General features: G+C 48.4%; 31 protein-coding genes. 9 read left to right on the top strand and 22 right to left on the bottom strand.

All coding sequences use genetic code 11. The features are described from left to right. Positions 1 to 63 precede the first annotated feature (63 nt). The gene (locus tag KNP03_RS11405; RefSeq protein ID WP_214829375.1) at positions 64 to 927 is read left to right on the top strand and encodes a pirin family protein; all 864 of its coding nucleotides are present in this window, start codon (positions 64 to 66) and stop codon (positions 925 to 927) included. A gap of 41 nt (positions 928 to 968) precedes the next feature. Here KNP03_RS11405 and KNP03_RS11400 read toward each other — a convergent pair whose 3' ends face one another. Genes KNP03_RS11400 through KNP03_RS11385 form a run of 4 tightly spaced genes read right to left on the bottom strand, consistent with a single transcriptional unit; the run spans position 969 to position 2,649 of the window. Beyond that, positions 969 to 1,274, bottom strand: coding sequence for a hypothetical protein (locus KNP03_RS11400; protein WP_214829373.1), 306 nt, complete (start codon positions 1,272 to 1,274; stop codon positions 969 to 971). Further along, positions 1,275 to 1,757, bottom strand: coding sequence for a GNAT family N-acetyltransferase (locus KNP03_RS11395; protein ID WP_214829371.1), 483 nt, complete (start codon positions 1,755 to 1,757; stop codon positions 1,275 to 1,277). It lies immediately after the preceding gene. Further along, complete coding sequence (locus KNP03_RS11390; protein ID WP_214829369.1) at positions 1,757 to 2,065, bottom strand: hypothetical protein; 309 nt, start codon at positions 2,063 to 2,065, stop codon at positions 1,757 to 1,759. The genes KNP03_RS11395 and KNP03_RS11390 overlap by 1 nt, the downstream gene beginning before the upstream one ends. Positions 2,066 to 2,124: 59 nt before the next feature. Further along, complete coding sequence (locus tag KNP03_RS11385; RefSeq protein WP_214829367.1) at positions 2,125 to 2,649, bottom strand: GrpB family protein; 525 nt, start codon at positions 2,647 to 2,649, stop codon at positions 2,125 to 2,127. A 156-nt stretch (positions 2,650 to 2,805) separates the two neighbouring features. On the opposite strand from KNP03_RS11385, the gene KNP03_RS11380 reads away from it, so the two are divergent. Beyond that, positions 2,806 to 3,351, top strand: a complete 546-nt coding sequence (locus KNP03_RS11380) for a TraR/DksA C4-type zinc finger protein (protein WP_214829366.1) — start codon at positions 2,806 to 2,808, stop codon at positions 3,349 to 3,351. 113 nt (positions 3,352 to 3,464) lie between these two features. Here KNP03_RS11380 and KNP03_RS11375 read toward each other — a convergent pair whose 3' ends face one another. From KNP03_RS11375 to KNP03_RS11355, 5 genes are all read right to left on the bottom strand, one after another. After that, entirely contained in the window at positions 3,465 to 4,448 is a 984-nt protein-coding gene (locus tag KNP03_RS11375; RefSeq protein ID WP_214829365.1) for a M23 family metallopeptidase, read from the bottom strand. A gap of 255 nt (positions 4,449 to 4,703) precedes the next feature. Further along, the gene (locus KNP03_RS11370; protein ID WP_214829364.1) at positions 4,704 to 4,922 is read right to left on the bottom strand and encodes a hypothetical protein; all 219 of its coding nucleotides are present in this window, start codon (positions 4,920 to 4,922) and stop codon (positions 4,704 to 4,706) included. Further along, the gene (locus KNP03_RS11365) at positions 4,919 to 5,716 is read right to left on the bottom strand and encodes a GNAT family N-acetyltransferase (protein WP_214829363.1); all 798 of its coding nucleotides are present in this window, start codon (positions 5,714 to 5,716) and stop codon (positions 4,919 to 4,921) included. Before KNP03_RS11365 ends, KNP03_RS11370 begins: the two co-directional genes overlap by 4 nt. A gap of 75 nt (positions 5,717 to 5,791) precedes the next feature. Further along, positions 5,792 to 6,379: an NUDIX hydrolase gene (locus KNP03_RS11360; RefSeq protein ID WP_214829362.1), complete on the bottom strand. Its 588-nt coding sequence runs from the start codon at positions 6,377 to 6,379 to the stop codon at positions 5,792 to 5,794. 14 nt (positions 6,380 to 6,393) lie between these two features. Further along, positions 6,394 to 6,699, bottom strand: coding sequence for a hypothetical protein (locus KNP03_RS11355; protein ID WP_214829360.1), 306 nt, complete (start codon positions 6,697 to 6,699; stop codon positions 6,394 to 6,396). Between the two features lie 148 nt (positions 6,700 to 6,847). On the opposite strand from KNP03_RS11355, the gene KNP03_RS11350 reads away from it, so the two are divergent. Next, a complete protein-coding gene (locus KNP03_RS11350) occupies positions 6,848 to 7,162 on the top strand; it encodes a hypothetical protein (RefSeq protein WP_240544596.1) in 315 nt (104 codons plus the stop codon). A gap of 72 nt (positions 7,163 to 7,234) precedes the next feature. Next, a complete protein-coding gene (locus KNP03_RS11345) occupies positions 7,235 to 8,020 on the top strand; it encodes an SDR family oxidoreductase (RefSeq protein ID WP_214829358.1) in 786 nt (261 codons plus the stop codon). 33 nt (positions 8,021 to 8,053) lie between these two features. On the opposite strand, the gene KNP03_RS11340 is transcribed toward KNP03_RS11345, so the two are convergent. The 11 genes from KNP03_RS11340 to KNP03_RS11290 form a co-directional block, all read right to left on the bottom strand. Then, positions 8,054 to 8,851 carry a GNAT family N-acetyltransferase gene (locus KNP03_RS11340; protein WP_214829356.1) on the bottom strand — a complete coding sequence of 266 codons (798 nt, stop codon included), beginning with the start codon at positions 8,849 to 8,851 and terminating at the stop codon, positions 8,054 to 8,056. A gap of 84 nt (positions 8,852 to 8,935) precedes the next feature. Continuing rightward, a complete protein-coding gene (locus KNP03_RS11335; RefSeq protein ID WP_214829354.1) occupies positions 8,936 to 9,184 on the bottom strand; it encodes a hypothetical protein in 249 nt (82 codons plus the stop codon). A gap of 13 nt (positions 9,185 to 9,197) precedes the next feature. After that, on the bottom strand, positions 9,198 to 10,265 hold the full coding sequence (locus tag KNP03_RS11330) for a saccharopine dehydrogenase family protein (RefSeq protein WP_214829353.1): 1,068 nt from the start codon (positions 10,263 to 10,265) through the stop codon (positions 9,198 to 9,200). A gap of 56 nt (positions 10,266 to 10,321) precedes the next feature. Further along, positions 10,322 to 10,807 carry a hypothetical protein gene (locus KNP03_RS11325; protein ID WP_214829352.1) on the bottom strand — a complete coding sequence of 162 codons (486 nt, stop codon included), beginning with the start codon at positions 10,805 to 10,807 and terminating at the stop codon, positions 10,322 to 10,324. 93 nt (positions 10,808 to 10,900) lie between these two features. Then, on the bottom strand, positions 10,901 to 11,527 hold the full coding sequence (locus KNP03_RS11320; RefSeq protein ID WP_420827887.1) for an NADPH-dependent FMN reductase: 627 nt from the start codon (positions 11,525 to 11,527) through the stop codon (positions 10,901 to 10,903). After that, on the bottom strand, positions 11,524 to 12,516 hold the full coding sequence (locus KNP03_RS11315; RefSeq protein ID WP_214829350.1) for a ring-cleaving dioxygenase: 993 nt from the start codon (positions 12,514 to 12,516) through the stop codon (positions 11,524 to 11,526). The genes KNP03_RS11320 and KNP03_RS11315 overlap by 4 nt, the downstream gene beginning before the upstream one ends. A 27-nt stretch (positions 12,517 to 12,543) precedes the next feature. Next, positions 12,544 to 12,987 carry a MarR family winged helix-turn-helix transcriptional regulator gene (locus tag KNP03_RS11310; protein WP_214829349.1) on the bottom strand — a complete coding sequence of 148 codons (444 nt, stop codon included), beginning with the start codon at positions 12,985 to 12,987 and terminating at the stop codon, positions 12,544 to 12,546. A gap of 132 nt (positions 12,988 to 13,119) precedes the next feature. Then, positions 13,120 to 13,605 (bottom strand): tetratricopeptide repeat protein, encoded by a 486-nt coding sequence (locus tag KNP03_RS11305; RefSeq protein WP_338082733.1) that lies wholly within the window; start codon positions 13,603 to 13,605, stop codon positions 13,120 to 13,122. Positions 13,606 to 13,790: 185 nt separating this feature from the next. Beyond that, positions 13,791 to 14,330: a ribonuclease FAU-1 family protein gene (locus tag KNP03_RS11300; protein ID WP_214829346.1), complete on the bottom strand. Its 540-nt coding sequence runs from the start codon at positions 14,328 to 14,330 to the stop codon at positions 13,791 to 13,793. 63 nt (positions 14,331 to 14,393) lie between these two features. Further along, a complete protein-coding gene (locus tag KNP03_RS11295; protein WP_214829344.1) occupies positions 14,394 to 15,446 on the bottom strand; it encodes a DUF58 domain-containing protein in 1,053 nt (350 codons plus the stop codon). A gap of 2 nt (positions 15,447 to 15,448) precedes the next feature. After that, positions 15,449 to 16,369 (bottom strand): AAA family ATPase, encoded by a 921-nt coding sequence (locus tag KNP03_RS11290; protein WP_240544595.1) that lies wholly within the window; start codon positions 16,367 to 16,369, stop codon positions 15,449 to 15,451. Between the two features lie 93 nt (positions 16,370 to 16,462). Here KNP03_RS11290 and KNP03_RS11285 point away from each other — a divergent pair, with 93 nt between their 5' ends. Further along, complete coding sequence (locus tag KNP03_RS11285) at positions 16,463 to 17,155, top strand: hypothetical protein (RefSeq protein ID WP_214829342.1); 693 nt, start codon at positions 16,463 to 16,465, stop codon at positions 17,153 to 17,155. 76 nt (positions 17,156 to 17,231) lie between these two features. Then, positions 17,232 to 17,969 (top strand): hypothetical protein, encoded by a 738-nt coding sequence (locus KNP03_RS11280; RefSeq protein WP_214829340.1) that lies wholly within the window; start codon positions 17,232 to 17,234, stop codon positions 17,967 to 17,969. Positions 17,970 to 17,972: 3 nt separating this feature from the next. On the opposite strand, the gene KNP03_RS11275 is transcribed toward KNP03_RS11280, so the two are convergent. Continuing rightward, a complete protein-coding gene (locus KNP03_RS11275) occupies positions 17,973 to 18,917 on the bottom strand; it encodes a phosphotransferase family protein (protein ID WP_240544594.1) in 945 nt (314 codons plus the stop codon). A gap of 133 nt (positions 18,918 to 19,050) precedes the next feature. Here KNP03_RS11275 and KNP03_RS11270 point away from each other — a divergent pair, with 133 nt between their 5' ends. The 3 genes from KNP03_RS11270 (at position 19,051) to KNP03_RS11260 (ending at position 21,665) form a co-directional block, all read left to right on the top strand. After that, complete coding sequence (locus KNP03_RS11270; RefSeq protein WP_214829338.1) at positions 19,051 to 19,329, top strand: hypothetical protein; 279 nt, start codon at positions 19,051 to 19,053, stop codon at positions 19,327 to 19,329. A 13-nt stretch (positions 19,330 to 19,342) separates the two neighbouring features. Beyond that, positions 19,343 to 19,741 (top strand): VOC family protein, encoded by a 399-nt coding sequence (locus KNP03_RS11265; RefSeq protein WP_214829337.1) that lies wholly within the window; start codon positions 19,343 to 19,345, stop codon positions 19,739 to 19,741. 103 nt (positions 19,742 to 19,844) lie between these two features. Beyond that, positions 19,845 to 21,665 carry an LTA synthase family protein gene (locus tag KNP03_RS11260; RefSeq protein WP_214829336.1) on the top strand — a complete coding sequence of 607 codons (1,821 nt, stop codon included), beginning with the start codon at positions 19,845 to 19,847 and terminating at the stop codon, positions 21,663 to 21,665. Between the two features lie 28 nt (positions 21,666 to 21,693). Here the strand turns inward: KNP03_RS11260 and KNP03_RS11255 are convergent, their stop codons facing one another. Then, complete coding sequence (locus KNP03_RS11255; RefSeq protein WP_214829335.1) at positions 21,694 to 22,578, bottom strand: VOC family protein; 885 nt, start codon at positions 22,576 to 22,578, stop codon at positions 21,694 to 21,696. Position 22,579: the final 1 nt, after the last annotated feature.

Here is a 22,579-nt window from a genome sequence, read left to right as displayed (position 1 = left end):
GAGCACTTCCAGTCGAAAATCCCCATTCATGTGGGACAATAGAGACGAAGGGAGAGGATGAACATGACGGAACGCTTTGAGCGGGACATCAAAGAGCATTGGCGCGTCACTTACAACCAAAACGGCTATCCCCACGTTCAACAGGGGTGGGTCTTACCTCCTGAGCGAAAAGAGGAGTTCGACCCGTTTATCTTAATGGCCGAAGATTGGTTCAAGCGAGGCACCTTTTCAGATCATCCGCACCGTGGTTTTCAAACGATCACGTACGTCATCGACGGACGACTCGAGCACATCGACAACCATGGCGGACATTCGATTCTGGATGCTGGGGACGTGCAGTATATGAATGCCGGTTGGGCGGCCCGCCATGCTGAAGAGGCCGTTGACGATGATTTGATTCACACGTTGCAGCTTTGGCTCAATCTGCCGAAATCTTTGAAGAAGACGAAGACGTCCTATCAAAACATCTACATCGAAGATGCACCGGTCGTCCCCATCGATGGTGGACAAGTTCGTGTGTATTCCGGTGATCTTTTAGGGGTTCGCGGACCACTGGACAGCCTTGTGCCGATTACAATGAGTGAGATCAGCTTAAAGCAAGGGGCAACCTATGAACATGCCTTTCCGACGAACCATAACAGTTTTCTTTACGTCCTTGCCGGCTCGGTCGAAGTCGGGACATCGGGCGTCCAGCTTGAAAAAACCGATGCGGCAACACTCACATTCGATGAGACAGCGGATACGCTTAGCAGCATCCGTCTACACGCCACCTCGAGGACTCGCCTCCTTCTCTATTCAGGCAAACCGCTTCGAGAAGACTACGTGGCCCACGGTCCATTCGTGATGAATTCAGAAGAAGAAATTCGCCAAGCCTTTCGGGATTATCACGCCGGCGTTTTCGGTCCCCCCGCTGAACGAAACGAATAGAAAACAGGAGACCCTATGGCACAGGGTCTCCTGTTTTCACTTTATGAGGACTCTTCCGGGGTCAACACCGTCTGCTGTGTCGGCACTCGTCCAATCGAAACCGTTCGTTCCACCAGTACGTACGACTTCCCTTCCACCTCGAATTTACGGTCCCCTAAGTAATGGGCCGCCTTCCCTTCCTCGTAAAGCTTGGCGAGGATTGCCGGGACATATTCATTCAAGTTCGTGTAATGTTCGTCCAACGTCATCACGATATTCCCTTTTTTGTATCCCATCCAATAATTGTTGAAGAACAATAGTAGAGAGATCACACCTAAGATCCCTAATCCGGTCATCAATAGATCCATTCAACCTTCCCCCTTGATTGACTTCGTAACGATTTGTCGCTTCGGTTCAAATCCAAGCTCCTCATAAAACAGAGCAGCCTGTTCATTTTGATTCCAGTAGTCAAGTTCGATCGACTCGAAACCGTGCGCTTTAGCAAACTGCTCGACCCGTTCCACGGCGAGGCGGCCATAGCCCTTTCGTTTGAAGCGGGGTTCGATGCTAATGTGACGAATGTGTACGACTCGTACCGCGTGACGGAATGCGTTCGCCTCACTCACTTTCTCTTCAAACCATACATATCCAACACGCTCATCGTCGACGTGAATCCATTCGAAATGGTGCTCCGGCTTTGTCATCAGTGGTTCAAATGCCTCGCGCACGTTCTCCTCATCATACGGTGCGAAGAAGTGAGGATTCATGGCAACATGATGCTCATGAATCGATCGATTCAACGTGGCGATGAGATGGGCGTCTGTCGTTGGGACAAATTGAATCCAATTCATCATGACATGTCTTGAAACGAAGATCGGTCCTCCGTCACCCCGTGTGGTTTTTCATAGCCTTGAAGCGCATGTCCCGAACCTGATTTTTTCGTTTTCCCATTCAACCGGCGTTGAATCGGTCGGGTGATGAAGTAGCCCCCTAAGAGAGACAACGGGAACACCAGGATGGCCGTGCCAAATAATAAAATGTAAGCACCGCGCACTTCATCAGCGGTTTGCCCCACTACATAACGCATCACGAAAAACAAGCCCATGAAAAGTAGCGCCGCGCATCCGTATTCAATCAATTTACCGAAGATTCGTTTCATTCCCTCATCCTCCCTCTCCTATCCTTTTCTTTACCATACGTCTGTCCCGAAGAGAGGTTTCACTTTTCTTGGTTTTCTTCATACCAGATGGACGCCAAACGCTCTGTCTCGACGACCCAATCATGCTTTCCTTGAATATATCCTTCCATGTCATCAGGATGCTGTTCGGCGAGCTGCTGTTTCAACGCTCCATACTCGTCCCGCACTTCCGGGAATGCCTTCAAGTAGTCTCTGAACGCAAGATGCCTCACCACATCGGGACTGCCGTCTTCAAAAATATGAACGTGTACCGTTCGCACGTCTTCCCCTTTTCTGAAATAGCGGCGTTTCGGAATACCATATTCACCGAGTCCGCGATAACCGAGCGCCTCCATCCGTTCCGCATAGGCATCCACACGTTCAATATCCCGAACAACAGGCATCAGGTCAATGATTGGCTTTGCGGCAAGCCCCTTCACCGATGTGCTCCCGATATGATAAATCGCGACCAACTCTTCCCCGAACAACCGTGTCAGTTTTCCGGCTTCCTCCTCGAACCGTGTTTGCCACAACGGGTCATACGTCAACACTTCTACTTTTCGCATATTTCGTTCCTCCTTCTCACATCCTCAAGCATCTCTAAAGCCATCATACCCTTTTTTAACAGTCCTCCGGCAGCTTTCGTTGTCAGCCAAAAGGTTTGTCTCCAACCAAAATGGGAAACCTCATACTAATGAACTGAGAATTGGAGAGTGAATCGAATGCTAACACCAGAACAGATTGAAACGTTCAAAAAACGTTTATTGAAAGAAAAAGCAAAGACAGAAGGATATATGGAGAATCGGGAAGAGTCGTACGATGAAGGGGAATTGTCTCACTACGACAATCATCCGGCCGATTCAGGGGAAGAATTGTTTTTGCGTGAACGAGATCAAGCGTTAAATGAACTGGATGAAGACTTCTTGAGCGATGTCGATAAAGCGTTACTCGCCATCGAAAAAGGCACATACGGGAAATGTGAAGTGTGCGGAAAAGACATCGAGCTCGATCGCCTCGAAGTCGTGCCGGAAGCCACATTATGTATCGAGCACGCACGGGAACGTGATGAAATGGAACACGAAGGCGACTTGAACCGTCCGGTCGAGGAAGACGTATTAAATCCCGATGAAACCGCCCGGCGAAAAGAATTGGACGGAACCGATGAGGTCGGTAAGAAAACGGATGCGTTCAGTCAGGTCGAAGACTTCGGTAGCTCAGATACGATTGCCGACAGCGAAGGGAATCACGACCCAACTCGTGAATCCTGACCTACGCATGTTGCCATCCCTTGCACCCTATTTTGGGCGCAGGGGATGTTTTTCGCATAAAAAAACTCATACGCCTTGGAGGTTGTCTCCAATTTGTATGAGTTCCGACCCGATTAGAGTGTTTGTTTCACAGGTGAGGCACCGCCTACACGTTCCGCAACTTTCATCGGGTTTATGGCATGACCAGCCGAAGTGGCTGAGAACGAATAGTTTCCTTTGTGCACTTCAAAGTGAAGATGTGGCCCGGTCGAGTTACCCGTTGTCCCAATTTGGCCGATTTGCTCGCCTTGAAGGACGGTCTGCCCTTTCTTCACATCGATTCGATTCATGTGCGCATATACCGTCGTCCATTTTTGTCCATCGATGGTATGCTCGATTTTCATATGCTTCCCGTAAGGTCCGCTTGAGCTGACCTGTGTCACTTTTCCGTCTGCCGCAGCATAAATCGGTGTACCGGTCTTCGCAGCAATATCGAGTCCATTATGGAACGTATAGCCGTTTTCGCCGCCAGCCGCTCCGAATCCCTGTGAGAGCCGCCCCGTAGCCGGCATCAAAAAGCGATCCGGTACCATCGATTGGTATTGTTTCTTCAATTCACTCAAATAATTCGATTGCTTTTTATATTGCTTGTTCTTTTGGGTATAAGCGGTTTTATATTTTTCGCGCTTTTTCGCGATGGATTGTTGTTTGTCTTCTAATTCGTTCAATGCTTTTGACGCTTCCTCTTTCTTTTTCATCAGTTCGTTCCGCTCTTCTTCAGCTTCAGCGGCTTCCGCTTTCGCGCTTGGGAAGACAGAGGAGACGACTTTTGCAAAGAGGGATGTTTCCTCAGGCTTCAACTGCTCGTCGAATGACTCGAGTTGTTCTGAAGTCCCATTGATCTTGGTTTGGATCGCTTTTTCCTGGCGATCGAGTTGTTTTAATTTCGTTTTGATTGCTTGAATCGATTGTTTCACTTCATGTTTTTGTTTCGTGGCTGTTCGAATGGATTGTTTCGTATTAACGAGGTCGTTCGGAGTCAAACTGCTCGCCGATGCCGTCTGACCGTTAAACAGTAAGATACCGACACCAGCTGTCAGGATTAATTTCTTAAACATATATATGGTAAAACCTCCAGATGAAATCATGCACTGCCTTCTTTAAAAATCTACATGTGCGAATATACCACCAGGGGTTAAAAATTTCAATATATGAAGTATTTCATTTTCATTGCACAGATTACAAGGTCGTGGGAAACGTGTTTATCCCACTTCACAGCGACCTCACATCTCATTCAGTCACTTATCCAGCCGGTTGACGAGGGAAATGAAACAGACGGTTGGTGTATTAAAACATCAACCGTCTGTGAAGACTTATTTATTGTCCCGCTTTTGTTTCCTCTCCAGATGAGAATGTCGTTTCAAATAGACAAAAATCACAAGAATTCCGATAATCGCCACCCCGGTCAATACCGGTCCTCCAATGACCGCAAGGCTTAGCATCCATCCAGTGATGTTGGTCGTCAAACCGATGAGCGTCAGTGTATTTCCTATAAACAGCAATAGGATACAGAATACAAGGACTGACCTCATGCCGAAACTTTCACCATTTCATATTGGGAGAGCTCCCCTTGTTTAAAGCCTAACGCTTTCGCTGCGGATAACAGAGAAGAACGGTCAGAAGTGATCGTCAACTGGATTGGGTGACGACTCGCTGCCGCTCGCAGAATCCATTCCGCATCGTCATCCTCGCCAAATACATCAAGTAGCACATTGCCACGATATAACAACAACCCTTCTTTTTCCCCTTCCTTCACTCGAACCAACTCCACATCTGCCGGTTGTTGCGTCACTCTCGCATCTTGTTGCCAAATCGGTACATGTCCACTCGTTGAATACGCCTCCTCGAATAACGTTTGAATCGGCTCAGTTTCAAACGTGGCCTTCGTTTCTGTCTGAATCGATTGAAAATAAAAAATTTCGCGCACTACTTCATATCCTAATCGTTTATATAAGGCCAGCGCCAGGTCATTCCCTTTTATGACTTCCAATAATCGAACCCCTTTGGCCTGTTCTTCAAAACGACGCATCAATTCCTTCGCGATTCCTAAATGACGGTATTCAGGAGCAATGGCCAATCCACCACAGCGGGTACGGAAACCCGAATCCAGATTGGCAATTCCACTCAATACGACGCCAATTGGTTGCCCGTCCGCATATGCGACAATGGAGCGAGACGGTTGATTCTGGTCTCGAACGAGGAACACCGACTCAAATCCGGGTTCGTCCAGTTGGAATTGAATCATATAGTCTGAGAACCCGTCCATGAACGCCTTGTATAAGTCAGAAATCGGCGGATTTTGTTTATATGTAATCGTTTGTGTCATCCGTATGTTCTTCCTTTCATATGTAAATGGAGTTGCTGATTCAATCATTTTTTGCGCTCAAACCTTCAAGGTAGATCAACTCCTGGAAGCCAGGCGGGTCAATCCTTCCAAAACATGTGCCCAGTATGATTCAGCGTGCGGGACCAACGCATCTGTTGAAATCAGATAATGATTACGTAACAAGACGGATTGGACATTGATTTGGATGACTTGACCTTGTATCAACCGGATGAGATCTTTTCGTTTTACAATGACGATGTCCGTTACTTCTTCGGTATCCAAATGAAACGATTCTCCTCTGTATCGATAGGCATATGTATGGGCGAACTCTCGATCGGTAAACGCGTCCGCCTCAATGACATCTTCAAATACACCAAGGGAATGCAGTTGCTCATATTCAACTCGCATGCCGAGCTCTTCTTCAATTTCACGTACACCGTCTGTTGCGTCCTCACCTACTGCCAAATGACCGGCTGCCGTAATGTCCAGTTTTCCCGGAAAATCTTTCTTTTCGGGGCTGCGCAGTTGAAGATAAAGATTGTCATCCTTCCAAAACCAGCAGTGAAAGGTTTCATGCCAATCTCCATCAAAGTGAACCGAGTCCCGGTCCTTCTTGCCAATCGGTCGTCGTGATGCATCCACGACTGTAAGCTGTTCAATCATGTCATTCCTCTTTTCTAAAATAAATCCGGGTCTTCTGAGAGCGTCCGTACTTTCCTTATTTTACGTGGTCTTCCTGCCCACCCGAGCGCCGTATAAAAGAAACCGCCTCCTAACAACATAAATAGAACGGCCAGCCCGAATTGAATGCCTAAAAATCCGTACTGTTGTCCCATTTGTACAAGAAAGAACGGAGAAAACAGAAGGGTCAGACCAACCACCACGACACCCCCGATTACGCGGCGTCTGGCGTGTCCGATCGTCCACAGTCCGAATAGTACCCACGCACACGCAACAAAACTAATCGTTCCCATCATCATCACGAGCAACGCCTCCATTTTATGTTGTAGTAGTTTTATGTCTATTCCCTATTTCACTGAAAATTCCTACTAAAATCGAACGCTTTTTGTCAGTTTCGGGTAAATAGACAATACAATCAATTAAATAAGGGTGCCTCAAAGGAGCAGGATGATGATGAAAACACGGCTGATTTTCGCACTTTTGTTCCTCAGTCTTTTTTTGGTCGCTATATACTGGGTGAGCACCTGGGATGATAACGTGCTGGAAGGACGAATCGAGCGCGTCGACATCCCACAACTATTAGTCGGACCGACTGAAGACCGAGAAGAGAAAAACTTACATGTCATCCTCATTAACGACCAAACCGAAGTGACCGGAATCGCGGATAGTGTTCAAGACTTACGGATGGGACAACGAATCATCATTGAACTTGTTCCGAATGCAAACTTAAAAATCGCACGTTCCATCGAAGTCACCTCCGAATAATTTTTCAAGAAACAAGCGTAGCTTTTCTGAAACAGTGGAATATGAGAACAGAACTGTTAAAGGAGTGATGGGATGATCTCAAATAAACTGTTATCTGGAAAAGTCGCATTCGTCACTGGGGCTGCTTCCGGTATCGGGCGCGCAGCAGTCATCCGTTTTATTCAAGCGGGCGCCAAAGTCGCGATTGTTGATTTACATGAACATGATGCGGAACAATTGGCCAGTTTAGTTGGAGAAGAGAAAGCAATCGGCATCGGTGCTGATGTGGCGAACGAAGAAGAGATGAAACAGGCCTATGACCGGACCGTCAAACAATTTGGTCAGGTCGATATTGTATTTGCAAACGCGGGGCGAAACGGAACCATCACCCCGATTGAACATTTGTCACTCGAAGATTGGGACAGCGTGGTCGAGACCAACCTGACAGGTACTTTCTTGACGATCAAGCATGCCATCCCGCATTTAAAGGATCAAGGCGGAAGTATCATCGTTACCTCTTCCATCAACGGGAATCGCTATTTCAAAAATTTCGGATTCAGCGGTTATGCGACGACGAAAGCCGGACAAAATGGCTTCGCGAAGATGGCTGCCGCTGAACTTGCTCAATTTGGGATTCGCGTCAACGTGATTTGCCCGGGAGCCATCGATACAAATATTGATGACTCGACAACCCGGGATGATGCATTGCTGGAGGAGATCACAATCCCGATCGAATATCCATTGGGGAATCAGCCGCTCGCAGGCAAATCCGGGTCCGCGAAGCAAGTTGCCGATGTCGCTTTATTTTTTGCGAGCAACATGTCGAGCCATGTCACAGGATCCGAAGTATACGTCGATGGCGCCGAATCTTTATTATGAACAAAAGGCAGGTCGTTCCGGGAACGACCTGCCTTATTTAAGGATTGGGCTTTTCATGACGGCCTTTTGATAATACGGTCGAAATCCGAGACGCTCCATGTTTCGTCCTGAAGCCGAATCCACTTTCGTTGTCACCGTCACCGTTTCACACCCCGCTGCTTTTGCTTGTGCGATCCGCTCTAAGATCAGTTGGGTCTGATACCCCTTTTGTCGATACGCCGGCACGGTACTCGTCAAAAAGAGCTCGCCCATTTTGTCTTGGATTGCTAAAATCCCTCCAGCGACCACGGCATCCCCCTCACGGACGAGGTATGCTTTATTTTCATGCAACGCATAAAATCCCTTGGCCGTGTCAATCGTCTCTTGAAGCACGGTTCCCGACTCTGCGAAGCCGGCTGCGATCGCACGCGCCCATTCGTCAACCGTTTCGGATTGAACTTCCTCGACTTGAGACGTCGTCGCTTCCGACACCTCAAACGCTTGTACGTCCAATACCCATACGTCTAAAAAGTGGTCGAGTGTATAGTTTCGTTCCTGTAACAATCGAAGCAACGAGTCATCGGCAAGTGGACACACCTCGATATGCAGACGCGACACGTTTTTGCCTCGCACCCATTTTTCCATTTGGTGAAGGTCATAAAAACTTGTCGGCCGGTTCAGCCCGAACCCAACCGCAAAACTCATGTTACCCATTTTAAAGACATGCCCTTTATTTTCGACAACTAGCTCCGCACCTTCATAGGGAGGATTCTGTTTTCGATATCGAATGTAAGCGGAGGTGCCATCCGCCTTAATGCGTTCAATCCGCCTTGCCATTTCAAGTCGTTTCATGCTTCATCCCTCCCTGTCATCGATTCGAGTTTATCACAGATCCTCGAACGATTCGTTTACATCTTGAAAAAGATCATGAAAGAGTCACAGGTCTTCTTTGCCGCGCTTGTTCTTCCTCATTTCCACATACAATAGAATGCTTCCTGTGATGAGGACGGTGATGACAAGCTTCATCACGGGGTACTGTGCCAATCCAAGCATCGTATACTGTTGAATCTTTTGAAAAAGCGTCGCTTCCGGCACCCAATCAATGACTACTCCTCCAGTAAACATAACGCAGATGGTCACCAGGAGATAAACGCCTACAAAGAGTAACAGGCCTCGTTTGAACACGACACAACCTCCATCAAATACGAATTTCATCTACAACAAACGTAGACGACCCTTCAATCTCCTCGATAAAATGCGACCCGAATAACATCGCCGGTGTAAAGCTTCCAGAAAGCATACTCCCTGACCCGAGCAATCGCTTCACGACCGCCAATGCCCCGTACACAGTAAAGGCATAAGTACTCGCCGTCTTAATGCGGACAACGATTTTTTTCCCACGGTCATTCATCGCCTCGCCCCATACGTAGGTGGATGAGCGTTCCCGTTCGTCTTCATCCGGTCCAGATACATGCTCGTCGACATAACGTAAAAGTCGATGTTGGACGGTCTCTGATTCAAGAATTGGACCAAACCAGGAAGACAGACGCGCTCCATAGGCATACATTTTCGGCACGGGGACCCATGTCGTGATATTTGGAATATTTGTCGTGTAATAAGCTGTTGATACATCACCCCAAGGAATCGCAATGGCCGTCCGTTTCCCGCGGCCGAAATCAATCTGTCTCCGTTTTGAACCGAGCGGGAACGGCATCAATTCACCTTCCCTCCGTTCGACACTACTGGATCCAAGACTGCGGATCGCGGTTTTCATCGTGCCCGGCGAGATGCCGCCTGCTGCCGAAAATCCGAGGGCGAGTGTCGTCGCATCCGGCAATAACTCTTTCAATTTTCGCGCGACACAATCGGTTGGAATGACATCAAACCCGACCCCGGAACAGAGAACGACATCATTCGTTTGAGCTTGTCTCGACCTTTGTTTGGAATGAATGTACTCAAACACCTCTATTTCCCCGGTAATATCCAGGTAATGCGTCTTTGTTTCGAGGCATGCCTCAATCATGACACGACTCGTATCGATAAACGGTCCGGCACAATTCAATACCAGATCGACTTCCTGTAGTGCTTCAATCGCCGCCTCACGGGTTAATGCGAACACAGACGTTTCGCACTGTAAGGTGGTACCCAGTTGTTGAATCGCACGCGCATTGCGCCCCGCCAACACAGGCTTCATCCCTTCCCGGACTGCATGGCGGGCAATCAACTCACCCGTATAACCATTTGCCCCGTAAATCATCCACTTCATATCGTCTCCCCCTTTATAAAAGATGTTTTTCGATTTATTCCCTGATCCGCGGTCTGTTAGTTAACACGCTGAAAAAAATCTTGAATCACTCCACTCACATACACGGCACTCACAAGTAAAAGACACCAACCGACCGGAATCCCGAGACTGTTTAAAGCGGATCGTTTACTTAGTACGATTTTCCTCCGGACCAGCCACCGGTCGATCAGGCGATTCATCATAAAAAACAAGATTGCCGCCAGCACACTCAACCAGGACAAAATCAGCCCGAATAACATATGTAAGATGAACGACACGATGCGACTCACTTGTTCTGATGAGAATCGATTGGCCAACTTGTCACTGATCCATGAAGAGAGTAAGCCGTAGGTCAAGAAAATCGGGAAGCTATAGACTAAATAAATCGTTTGAAGCAACAAAAAACCAGGCACGTTCGCTAAAAAAGTTCCGGTCCCCGGGGATTGCACGATCTCCAGCCATGCCAATAGCCAAGCATAAATGGGTGGGACGAATGAAGCGGTCATCACCTTCGTTCGAATCATTTCATTCCCTCGCCTTCATTCTTTCCCCTCCACTCTACCTGAAACGTTCTGAAAACGCACAAAGCCGGTCTATCAAGAGACCGGCTTTTGTGATCATGCTGTTTCTGATGTTGATTTCGTACGAACGGACTGCATCGCTTCCGTCCACGGAAGGAGTTGGTCGAGCATGTCGTTCACCGACTGAACTTGTACGTCCTTCGGTGCGAAATGCGTGCCATTCTCAAAGTCAGTGAAGAGTGAAAGTGCTGGATGGACACGAACGTGAGCAATTGACAATTCACTCAAGATGCCACGTAGATGTTCCGTAGCTCGTGCACCACCGACTGAACCGTACGAGACGATTCCAGCCGCTTTATCGTTCCATTCAACGCGTAAGTAGTCGAGCGCGTTTTTTAGGGCAGCACTGATCGAATGGTTATACTCTTGAACGATGAAAACGAAGCCATCCATTTCAGCGATTTTTTCAGACCATGCTGCAACTCCTGACGCGTCTCCGTCTGGTTCACCTAAAAGTGGCAAGCTGTAATCCGCAATGTCGATGATTTCATAGTTCGCGTCCCCACGATTGTCGGCGAGTTCTTTCACCCATGCTCCGACTTGTGGACTGACACGTCCTTCACGAGTTGATCCGAGTACGATTCCGATGTTTAACATATTTTTTCCTCCTTGATTGTTTGTAAAGTGACTTGATGTTCTGAACAAGCGATTGAATAAACTCATTTCATACCCTCATATTCTTTCTCAAACGTTTTTGTACTTCTGACCGTGTCAATCGGTCGAACCATCGCTTCAATCTGGTCCCGTTTCGATTCAAGAAACGGCGGGAGCGATAATTTTTCACCGACCGTCTCGTATGGCTCGTCACCCATGAATCCCGGACCATCTGTCGCCCATTCGAATAAAATCTGTGGCGCGACACGTGCGTACGATGATTCGAAGAAAAAGCGGTCGACATATCCTGATGTCGGCAAACCGATTTGTTGTAGACGTGCTGTCCACTCATCTAACACACTTCGATTTTCGACCCGAAACGCGACATGGTGTACCGTACCAAATCCTTGTCGTGCCTGTGGTGACGTCTCGTCGTGAATGACGATGACTTGTGCTCCGTTTCCACCCTCACCTCCTTCAAATAGATGATGATTCCCTTCTTGTGCGAGCTCTCGGAACAACATGACCTGCTCCATCATTTGCTTGAAATATGTGAAGTCCGAGATCCGGATGAAGATCGGACCAAGACCCGTGATCGCATATTCGAGCGGAATCGGGCCGTTCTTCCATGGTTCCCCGGATGCGATGCCTTCATTGAACTCATCTGATATGAGTTGATAGGCTTGGTCATCAAAATCGACGAATGGCAATGTCTTCTTCCCAAATTGCTCCTGGATGCCTTCATGCTTCACTCCGAGGCGGTCAAATCGGCGCACCCAGTAAGTGAGTGCCAAGTCCGTCGGCACCCGGAACGAGGTTTTGGCGATCTCGTTTGTGCCGTGCTTTCCTTTTGGGATGCCGGGAAAATCGAAGAACGTCATATCCGTTCCTGGACGCCCTTTGTCATCTGCGAAAAACAGATGATAGGTTTGAATGTCATCCTGGTTCACTGTCTTTTTGACGAGACGCATCCCTAACACGTTTGTGAAGAAATCATAATTTTTCTCGGCACTACTCGTAATCGCCGTCACGTGGTGAATTCCTTTTACCTGATTCATCCTGCTCACTCCTTATAAATCTTGATTTCAAGATACATGATTAAAATTTTTTGCGGCTTCTGCCCGCTTCCCGATTTGTTTCAGTTGCTCGATTGTTTCAGTCAGTTCTAAACCATCAAATAGTTCATCCATACGCGCCGTATGCTTCGGAAAGATATCTCGCATGAGTTCCTCCCCTTCCATTGTCAAAGAGGCGTATGTGATGCGGCGGTCACTCGGACAGGCTTTTCGAACGAGATATCCTTTTGCTTCGAGGCGATCCACGACATATGTCATACTACCGCTCGATAATAGAATTTTCTTCCCGATCATTTGAATCGGCTGATCCCCTTTATGATAAAGGAATTCCAGCACCCCAAACTCCGTTGCATTTAACCCGAAACACCCGACCTCTTGTTTCACTAGTTCTTGTAACGATTGAGAAGCCCGTAACAACACCGTGATTGTCTTCAACACTTCTGATTGTTCCATTTGTCTCCCCCCTTATGGACAAGAGAGATTTACCTCTAAACTAAGTATCTTTAATTCGAGATAAATATAACACGCGGATTTCATCTCGTCAATTGATTTGTTTCAAACATAAAAGACAAGCGTCACCTTGTCTCATTCGTACGTTTCATCTAAATTCCGCGCATAAAAATGGATTGCACGCCGATACCTGGCAATGCTCGGATCGGGCTTCGGGTCAGCAAGCAGCTCGAGTAGCGCACCTGTCGCTTCCGCGTGTCGCCCTAAGTTATAGCGCGTCATCGCTTGGAATACTTTTAACGCCCCCATGTCCGGAAAGTGTTCGATTGCTTCGGCAAATAATTCCTCCGCATCCTCATAACGCCCCAAGGCCCGATACGTGCTACCCAACCCGAGATACGATTGACCCAACTCTTCTCCTGTCAAACCTAAACGAATCGCACGTTCATAATGCGGGACGGCTTGACGTTCTTCACCGAGTGAGTCATAGCACCAGGCACAGTAGGCATGTAGCCTTGGATTTTTTTCATCCTGTCGAAGCAGGGATAAGAACAGTTGTTTTGCTTGTTCAAGCTGCCCTTCCTCGCGCAAGCGAACGGCTTTTAAAAACAAATCTTCCACAATGGGTTCACTCCTTTTGTAGCTGTTTCCATCCAATCATTGTTGTAGCAACTGATCCTATTTACCGGCATACGCGCCAGGTTCATCTCTTACGTTCACTAAGGCTTCACCCTTGACGTGTAGGAGCGGGAGTTTAGATAAAAATCCCCCTCTACGCTTTTACTGTAGCAGAGGGGAAGATTGTCTCATAGTTTTTGCTTCAATTCGGCGTAATGCTCTTTTGCTAACTCAAAATAGATGAAGTCTCCCCGTTTGATGCGGTCAAGCGTGGCGTCGAACTCACGCCAGCCCCGTTCGACCTGTTCAGGCGTCAGTTCCCCGCTCTCGGTCGCCTCCTCGAACTCATCCTCATCCTTTTTAACGATGTCCCCGTTTGGGAAGACGAGAATATCGAGCAACAGGTCGTCCATATATGGAATCCCGTCCTCTTCACCGATGCGGTCGACGAGGTCAATATACCACTGCACGATCTCACCTTCCGGATTGAACATGACCGTGACCCCGAACGGCTCATTTTCAGGGAAATATTGAAGCCATGCGAATCCGGCATCGGCCACGATAAACTCTTTCCCGTTATGTGTCTTGTACTGCGGTGCCCGTACTTCGTCAATTTGAAACAAGGCAACGGTCCCTGAAAATCGATGATCGTGAACTGACTGTTGTACGTATCGATTCTTTAAAATCCGCCCCCAATCCCTTCGATTGGCATACTTCCGCTTTGGCATACGCGTCTCCCCTTTTGGTCGTCTCTTTTTAAATGAGTTCGCCAACCCTAGGAAAGTTCCTTGTTAGTCATACAGGTTATGCTGGTTAAACCAAACGAGATGACTTTGCTTCAACCGCTTCCGTTCGACCATACGAACGAATGCATCAGTTGAGATGAAGCGATTCCCCGGATGCAGATCGGCGAGCATCATGAGAATGACGCGCGTCCCCCGTTCTCCTTCCTGAAGGGAGATATGCTCCATTCTTCCTTTACCGTTGAAGCGATTGATAAACAACTCGATTTTACATTCTTCTTTTAAGAGCCGGGACGTCACATACGCGACTTGACTGATGATGGATTCAAAGTCGTGGTGAAGTGTATAGCCGGACGGACCACTTAAGTCCACGGCGAACGTGAACGTATCGAGCGATGTCTTTTGAAACACTTTCGACTGGACGCGCCCGAGTTTTGCCGTCGCGACCCAATCGATTTCTTTGACCGGTTCCCCTTCATAAGACTTGGAACCTAGAATCTGTAACGGGTTTCGGAGTGGTGATGCCGTCATCGGCCTTTCTCCCAGTGCCAATCGTTTCGTGCCGACCGGCGGGTGTAGTTTGAGCGAAGGCAATACCGTCCAGCGCTGGTTGATCGGGCACTCGAGAAGGTACGTCCCGAGATGGAACGGGAGTCCGACGGCAAGTACACATTCCTCAATATAGGCGGGCCCCCGAAATTCGGCTTGCACGCGAATCGTGTGACGTGGTTGCTCCGTTCGTAACGTTAGATCCAAACTGTTCGGCGATTGCTCATGTTCGATAAAACTGAGCGCCGTATTCGACTTCAAACGGATGCGAACGGGAAGCCCTAGCTTTTCTAAATACTCGCTCCCCTCCAAGACGATGTATATTTCCGTCTCGTCTTTGACAAAGAGAAGCGATTCGTGTGTATGAACTTGAAGGTGTAACTGTCGTTCTAACTGCCTCCGCGTGTGCTCGAGCAACCAGACGACGCCTGCCTGTAAACAGAGCAAATAACCGAATACCTCCAAGAACGGTACAAATACAAGCACGACCCCGGCGAATGTGTATGCCGGCATCCATTTCCACTGAAAGACGTTATGCGTTGAGAAAATCATCGTCAACCCTCGACCGGAACCGGAACCGTGTCTAAGATGTAACGCACGATGTCCTGCTTCGTTGATTTGATGCCTCCTTCAAGTGTCAACGTCAGCCGATGGGCCAATACATAGGGTGCCACAGCTTTCACATCTTCCGGAATGACGTATAGACGATTTCGGAGATAGGCATAACTTTGACAGGCCCGCATGAGTGCGATGGCACCGCGTGGGCTGACGCCGACCTCGACGGATACATGTTCCCGTGTCGCATGGACAAGTCCGAGTAAATAATCGAGGACGTCCTCTTGGATTGATACTTGCTTCACTTCCTCTTGGGCGCGGCGTAACTCATCTAACGTCGCGACCGCCTCCACGGTTTTCCGTGTTTGACGCATGACTTGCAGCAGGAGTTCCCGCTCTTCGGCGACATTAGGGTAGCCAACCGGGATCGAAATGAGGAAGCGGTCGAGTTGGGCGTCCGGTAACGGGAACGTTCCAGCGGACTCAATCGGGTTTTGCGTCGCGATGACGAAAAATGGTTTCGGCATTGGATACGTCTCGCCCCCGATGGAGACTTGTCGCTCTTCCATCGCCTCGAGAAGAGCGGACTGCGTTCGTGGAACCGCTCGGTTGATTTCATCGATCAAGACGATGTTCGCAAAAATCGGTCCTTGCCGATGATCAAACGTCTGCGTCTGCATATTGAAGTAATCCGCGCCAATCACATCCGACGGCAACAAATCGGCCGTGAACTGGATCCGGGAGAACGCCCCGTCAAAACTTGCCGCAATCGTCTTGGCGAGTAACGTCTTCCCGGTTCCCGGCACATCCTCAAGCAAGATGTGTCCCTCTGCCAATAACGCCGTACAGCATAGCCGTACCACGTCCTCCTTCCCTAAATAGACCTCGTTCAATTGTTTAATGACTGTCTCCATGCCCATATGTTGACCTCCACTTTTTGTCTTAATCAAACTTTACCTTTTTATGGTAAGATAAACAACAAATAGTTTGAAAATTCAAAAGGGGGTACTATCTTGCGCTGGACGACCAAATTACTCCTTACAATCGTTGCCGCACTTCTGTTCACGTTTACGCTGTTTGTCGTCACGACGAGTATATTCGAGTGGCTCTATGCTCCGGAAATTTTACCTGTCGAGGAACATGCCAGTTCTCCATCAGACATTGATACAGATCCGGAAGAAGGAACGCTCTTAAGCAAGACGAAATCGAATTTCCCATTTGAACTTGATCCCCGAAAAGGAAAACTCGAACTCTTCGAGAGGATAACATCTTCTGGCCAAGCGACACGAAATCTAGGGTTCTTGGTCGGACTGACAGCACTCCTGTTCTTCAGCCTATATGTCTATTGGAAGCGAAAACGGCGTCTGAAGCGAACGGATGACTCTCATTCGAACCGTGTTGTTCCCCCTGAGAAAGTCGGACACAACAAGGGCACTGACGCTCCGTCTCCGCTCATGCGACTTACAAACGTGCCGATTCGCGATGCGCTGATTACATTCAATCAATCCCTTACACCAGCTAAACGCTTGCGTTCTCACGAGACATTACAAGACTGGTTCAGCCGAATCCAACTGCCCATGAACGAGTCATCTGTCTATTATGCGATCCGTTATGGTGCTTCATGGGGCGAACCGGTTTCTGAAGAAGACATTGCTCGCTTCCAGCATACGCTCGACCACTATGCGGCACGTCCTCACCCTGAGTGAGAATGTTGACAGGTTCTTCATTTCGCTGAATAGTGATAATATGGTTAAAAATGACATTGTCGAAAGGGGTGGTGAGATGAAGCGATGGATCGTATTGGGAAGCATGATATTCTTCCTTTCCGGTTGTACAAACCCGCTGACCCCATCCCCACTCCCGACTGAACTCCCTCCTGCACCCATCGAAGAATGGACGCGGGAAGATTTCAAGGACATATACGACGAATATGACCAAGTCGAACCGCTTCTCGATGCACTTAAAAAGAACGGGATCACCCCGTTCCGTGAAACGTTTGAACGTGTCATTATTGCGGCGCACGGTTTGGAGCATACGTATGCCAACATCTATCCGTTCCAACTGGATGACGGCACGTATGCGACCATCTACGAAGGGGCAGATGGTTCGATTGCCAATGGGACCGAATCGGTCGCCCCTTTATTTTGGCAGGAAACGTCCTTTCAGCAGTTCGTCGAAGAAATCGAGAACCGGAAATACGGTACGAGTGCACCCCCGCCAGGCGTCGTGTTAACGAAAGACGAATTTCAAGACATCTACAATCGCCACGTCTATACCTCCGCCCTGTTAATCGAATTGGACGAAGCCGGCGTTCAGCTGTTTCGCGAACCGATTCGGAACATGACGATTTCTTTTGAGATGCGGGTCGAACATAAGGTCGATTTCCTCTTGTTCCAAGTTCAAGATGGATACGCCGTCATTTTCGATCTCGGAGGAGACATGTTAAAACCACCGGATACGTCTCGATCACTGTTTTGGGACGAAAAAACGTATGAAGAACTGATTGATCAATTTTCGTGACAATCAATTTCCAACATCGTCATGTACGAGTTCACGGTATTCCAGCAATAAACTGAGCCATTGCGCCGGTTTATCGCTGGAATCTTTTTGATTCCGACGGTTTTTGGTGATGTAGACGTGCCAGGAGATTGCCCGATACACGCACCCTAGCTCTTCTGCAATCGTCAGATGCCGTTCGAGCACTTCCTGAGGCGCGATATCATGCCACTCCTGCAAATAAACGGCTCGCATCACTTCAATTTTCTGCATCCACAATCGGTCTTCTTCCTCGGGGAGTAGATCAAACAACGCATTCCAAAATACACGGACACTAAAAAACGGATGGGTGACCGTCGCGTCTCCCCAGTCGAGGATACACGGTGTATTGGTCTTCGACTGCCAAAAGATGTTTCCGCCATGTAAATCTCCATGATCGACACTCATCGGAATGCCCGATTCGAGTTCCTCACACATCATGGACAGTTCCTCCTGCAAGGCAAGTACTGCCGCTCTTTTTTCCGAATCCAGTCCCGCACACATTTCCGGCAAGTAGCGACGGATTTCATCTTTCAGAATGGAAGGACGACGATCAGGGATTCCCATTTGTACCATTACGTCTACATCACGACTCATTTGTTGCTGCAGACGGGCATATGCCTGTAATGCCGTTTTATACTGCGCTTCGTTCGGTTCTTCGCGGAGCGGTTTTCCTGCAATTTCCTCCATGATGAACCACGGTTCCGTCGGGTGGACGGCAGTTACCTTTGGCAAAAGCTCAGGGAATCGAGCTGCCAATGCTTCAGATAATTTCGCTTCCCCTTTGCTGATGAATGTGACCGCCTTGGCATATGCACCTTCTCTTTTCATCAAATAGGTCAAATCCGTATCTTTCACGACAGACCAAGCTGTATCAGCTTCAATCCAATGCAGAAACCGAAGCCGTTCCGACTCATTTTCCCAAAACTCCATCATTGATTCCCTCCATACGATGTTTTCATCTCACATTCCGCCATCTTTCGATGACTTCTTTCCTCGTCCGGTGTACGAATCCCTGTCCGGTTGTATGGTAAAATAAATCATCTGAGTGAAGGAGGAATGTCAGTTGAATCGTCATACGCTACTGTTGTGGGGCACGTCCTGTCTCGCCCTGTCTGGCTTGTTGTATACACTCGAACGCATCGCCGCGAACACCCTTTGGGCGGCACAGGTACAAACAGGTACTTTCCCGACGTATCCCCCTAATTTTATGGATATGTTATCCCACAATGGGTTCATTTCCTTATTTGGTTTGGCCGGGATCCTTTTCTATATGAAAGCGTTCCGTACCGGCGAAACAGATGATTCTTCAACCCATTCCCCACACACGATGAACCGTATGTGAAAGGACGATTTTTATGAAACAAATTCACCATATCTGTATTCAAACGACTGATTATCACGCTTCGAAGTCTTTTTACGAGGCGCTCGGCTTCGAACTCGTCCAAGAGTCGCCAAACTTCCATACCCGCGACTTCAACAGTTGGCTCAAGCTCGGTGATTTTTATATCGAGCTCCAAACAGCGAAAACCGATGAAACGCTCACCGGTTATACAAAGCACGCCGCCGGACCTGTTCATTTCGCCTTATACGTCGAAGATTTGGCGGCCGAAGTGCAACGTCTCGAGACGCTCGGTGTCACGTTCTTACCGAAGCACGGCGGGAACATCTACTTTGTCGTCGACGGGCATTTGAGTAAAGTACAGGCACCCGAGGGTACGATCATCGAACTCCGCGACACGTTCTTGATTCAATGACGGTCGCCTCGGGCACACCCGAACGTTTTCACTCCTCTCCAAACAGGTAAACTTTTATAAGACAGGTAAACTTTTATAAGTCTTGTTCGTTTGGAGGGGAATTATGAAATTTTTAGATTATTGGAGTTACGTCCTGCTCTCACTGAGCAAACTCTTTTTCTTTAGCTGGCTGACCGCGACCGCCTTCAATGTGTCTTTGTTCTTTCTTAACCTGTCGACCGTTCTTCTGTTAACGGGATGGGCACTTGCGGTGAAACACGAATGGCGGCGCTGGATCTTATATACGTCCTTGTTTCTTCACAGCACATTATTGATCTCCGACGTCTGGTATTACCGCTATTTCGATGACTTCCTATCTGTCGCACTACTTTCTGATTTTGGCCAGATGGGGGACGTCGAAGGCGGTTTTTTGACATTGATCCGTCCAATCGATTTTTTATTCTTCATCGACTTGCTTATTTATGGTGGCATTCTGCTCTATATGAGACGTCACCCTGTACAAGAAAACAAACAAAGAAGACATCGTCTTGCCGTTCAAGGTTCGCTTCTCGGGCTCTTCCTCTTCAGTCTTCCACTTGTGTTGAGTCACCAACGGGAGGAAGCCTGGTTGACCGGGGACGCCGTCTCGAATATGCGTGAATACTATCATCTCGGGTTTTGGGGGTATCACGGTCTGGATGTCGCACGAGGCCTCGGGAGCGTGCTGCACGTAAACCAAACGTTGACGCTAGAAGAACGACAGCAGGTTCAGTCGTTATCTTTCCAACCCGTCAGTGCGTCAAACCCGCGTACGAACGTCATCGTCCTCCAACTCGAATCATTCCAAACCTCGGTCATCGGGCAGTCAATCAACGGGCAAGCGTTGACCCCGAATTTGAATCGCCTCCGTGATGAGGTTCTCTATTTTCCGAACTTCTATCACCAGACCCATGAAGGGCGTACGTCTGACGCTGAGTTCATCACGAACACATCGCTCTATCCGCTCAAATCTGGATCGGTTTATACACGCTTCCCCGACCATGCCTATCACACCTTGTCGACCACGCTGAAAGACGCCGGATACGAGACAGCTGCCATGCACGCCTTCAAAAAAGATTTTTGGAATCGGAACGACTTCTATCAAAATACCGGTTTCACCCGATTCTTCAGTAAAGCGGATTACCCTGACAATCCTGTTGTCGGGATGGGATTGAACGATAAGGATTTCCTCTCCACCTCGGTCACGTTCATGGAAGGGTTGGAGCAACCGTTTTATGCATTTCTCGTCGCTTTATCGAGTCATACCCCGTATGACATTCCGGAGGACCAGAAACGGTTGGACCTGACCGGGGTTGAAGACCCGCTCCTTCAAAATTATTATCATACCGTTCACTTCGTCGATACAGCCGTCGGGCAAATGATTGATCAATTGAAACAAAAAAAGCTGTGGGAGGATACGTTGGTCGTCATGTACGGTGACCACGACAGCGGTTTGACGAATGAGGACGGAGAAATGGCCATCCAAATGGACGCCCGTTCTCCTGTAGACCTGTTCCGCCTCGACAGAACCGTCCCCCTTTTCATTAAGACGCCGCAGCAAAAACAGGGTCAATTCATGGAGGCGAGCGGTGGACAGATTGATCTGGCACCGACGATTCTTCATTTACTCGGCATGACCTCTTCCCACGTGCTCGGTGATTCACTATTGAACGATGAACCCAATTTGACCGTCTTTCGGGATGGGTCATTCCGATATAAGGACCGTTATTACGTACCCGACTTAACGAAAGCAACAGGTCAAGGAATGTGCTACTCGATTCGAACCGGTCAGATGATCCCCCTCGAACAATGTGAACCTCAAATCGAGATCGCAGAAAGTCAGCTTCGGCTATCGGATACGATCATCGAGAAAAATGCGTTCAATCAATTACAGCCATCCCGATAAATCCCGAGGCGAATGCCCCGGGATTGTTTTAATACGCTTTTCTGATTGTCGCGATATCGATTTTCTTCATCGGCAAGAACGCTTCGACCACCCGTTCAAGCTGTTCAGATGTACCCACGGTCATCATCTCTTCCATCTCCCACGGAATCACCTGCCAGGATACGCCGTACCGGTCTTTCAACCACCCGCATTGCTCCGCTTCCGGTACCGCAGACAGTTGCTCCCAAACGTGATCAACCTCCTCCTGCTTATTGCAAAAGACGATGAGCGACTGCATTTCATTGAACGTGAAGTCATGCTCTCCTCCGCCGTCCATCACAACAAATTCACGACCCGACAAGACGAAACGCGCGTAACTCAGTTTTCCTTCGAGTTCCTCGCCATGCTCTTCTCCGTATCGACTCAGCTGTCCATCGAGCAGATAGGAATCGCGGAAAATAGAAATCCAATCGTTCATCGCCGCTTCCGCTCGTCCGAACGATTCCCTGGTAAATAAAAGACACGGCGTCACGGTTTGCATTTCCATCCCGCCATCATGCATGATTTGCCAGGAGATGCCGTTGCGGTCTTTTAACCAGCCATAGCGTTCACTGAAATCATAGGATGTGAGTGGCATCAGGACGTCTGCACCATCGGATAATGCTTCCCATAAGGAATCGATTTCTTCTACCGTTCCGACTGATACCATGAAGGACATGGACGGATTTCGTTCTTTCCACGGTTCCCCCTGCAAAAATTGAAAAAATTGCCCCGCAATCGAGAGCGTGACAACCGTCGTTTCACCTGCCGGGGTGTTCGTCAGCTTCGTCGTGTAGTCGACAAAGGAATCCGGGAAAATCGAAACATACCAGTCTGCAATCGTTTCAACATCTTCATTGAACCAAATGCATGGAATAATGGATTGGGTAATCATA

The organism is Exiguobacterium algae (assembly GCF_018617875.1).
Lineage (GTDB): Bacteria > Bacillota > Bacilli > Exiguobacteriales > Exiguobacteriaceae > Exiguobacterium > Exiguobacterium algae.
This window is presented reverse-complemented; position numbering and strand designations above follow the sequence as displayed.

Excerpts from the sequence above, each read along its gene's own strand:
- KNP03_RS11405 (WP_214829375.1), top strand. The coding sequence starts at position 64 with ATGACGGAACGCTTTGAGCGGGACATCAAAGAGCATTGGCGCGTCACT.
- KNP03_RS11255 (WP_214829335.1), bottom strand. The coding sequence starts at position 22,578 with ATGATTACCCAATCCATTATTCCATGCATTTGGTTCAATGAAGATGTT.
- KNP03_RS11290 (WP_240544595.1), bottom strand. The coding sequence starts at position 16,369 with ATGGGCATGGAGACAGTCATTAAACAATTGAACGAGGTCTATTTAGGG.
- KNP03_RS11315 (WP_214829350.1), bottom strand. The coding sequence starts at position 12,516 with ATGAATCAGGTAAAAGGAATTCACCACGTGACGGCGATTACGAGTAGT.
- KNP03_RS11395 (WP_214829371.1), bottom strand. The coding sequence starts at position 1,757 with ATGAATTGGATTCAATTTGTCCCAACGACAGACGCCCATCTCATCGCC.
- KNP03_RS11350 (WP_240544596.1), top strand. The coding sequence starts at position 6,848 with ATGATGAAAACACGGCTGATTTTCGCACTTTTGTTCCTCAGTCTTTTT.
- KNP03_RS11380 (WP_214829366.1), top strand. The coding sequence starts at position 2,806 with ATGCTAACACCAGAACAGATTGAAACGTTCAAAAAACGTTTATTGAAA.
- KNP03_RS11370 (WP_214829364.1), bottom strand. The coding sequence starts at position 4,922 with ATGAGGTCAGTCCTTGTATTCTGTATCCTATTGCTGTTTATAGGAAAT.
- KNP03_RS11300 (WP_214829346.1), bottom strand. The coding sequence starts at position 14,330 with ATGCCAAAGCGGAAGTATGCCAATCGAAGGGATTGGGGGCGGATTTTA.
- KNP03_RS11320 (WP_420827887.1), bottom strand. The coding sequence starts at position 11,527 with ATGAGTTTATTCAATCGCTTGTTCAGAACATCAAGTCACTTTACAAAC.
- KNP03_RS11330 (WP_214829353.1), bottom strand. The coding sequence starts at position 10,265 with ATGAAGTGGATGATTTACGGGGCAAATGGTTATACGGGTGAGTTGATT.
- KNP03_RS11400 (WP_214829373.1), bottom strand. The coding sequence starts at position 1,274 with ATGGATCTATTGATGACCGGATTAGGGATCTTAGGTGTGATCTCTCTA.
- KNP03_RS11340 (WP_214829356.1), bottom strand. The coding sequence starts at position 8,851 with ATGAAACGACTTGAAATGGCAAGGCGGATTGAACGCATTAAGGCGGAT.
- KNP03_RS11310 (WP_214829349.1), bottom strand. The coding sequence starts at position 12,987 with ATGGAACAATCAGAAGTGTTGAAGACAATCACGGTGTTGTTACGGGCT.
- KNP03_RS11260 (WP_214829336.1), top strand. The coding sequence starts at position 19,845 with ATGAAATTTTTAGATTATTGGAGTTACGTCCTGCTCTCACTGAGCAAA.
- KNP03_RS11385 (WP_214829367.1), bottom strand. The coding sequence starts at position 2,649 with ATGCGAAAAGTAGAAGTGTTGACGTATGACCCGTTGTGGCAAACACGG.
- KNP03_RS11365 (WP_214829363.1), bottom strand. The coding sequence starts at position 5,716 with ATGACACAAACGATTACATATAAACAAAATCCGCCGATTTCTGACTTA.
- KNP03_RS11360 (WP_214829362.1), bottom strand. The coding sequence starts at position 6,379 with ATGATTGAACAGCTTACAGTCGTGGATGCATCACGACGACCGATTGGC.
- KNP03_RS11295 (WP_214829344.1), bottom strand. The coding sequence starts at position 15,446 with ATGATTTTCTCAACGCATAACGTCTTTCAGTGGAAATGGATGCCGGCA.
- KNP03_RS11375 (WP_214829365.1), bottom strand. The coding sequence starts at position 4,448 with ATGTTTAAGAAATTAATCCTGACAGCTGGTGTCGGTATCTTACTGTTT.
- KNP03_RS11265 (WP_214829337.1), top strand. The coding sequence starts at position 19,343 with ATGAAACAAATTCACCATATCTGTATTCAAACGACTGATTATCACGCT.
- KNP03_RS11345 (WP_214829358.1), top strand. The coding sequence starts at position 7,235 with ATGATCTCAAATAAACTGTTATCTGGAAAAGTCGCATTCGTCACTGGG.
- KNP03_RS11390 (WP_214829369.1), bottom strand. The coding sequence starts at position 2,065 with ATGAAACGAATCTTCGGTAAATTGATTGAATACGGATGCGCGGCGCTA.
- KNP03_RS11325 (WP_214829352.1), bottom strand. The coding sequence starts at position 10,807 with ATGATTCGAACGAAGGTGATGACCGCTTCATTCGTCCCACCCATTTAT.
- KNP03_RS11275 (WP_240544594.1), bottom strand. The coding sequence starts at position 18,917 with ATGGAGTTTTGGGAAAATGAGTCGGAACGGCTTCGGTTTCTGCATTGG.
- KNP03_RS11280 (WP_214829340.1), top strand. The coding sequence starts at position 17,232 with ATGAAGCGATGGATCGTATTGGGAAGCATGATATTCTTCCTTTCCGGT.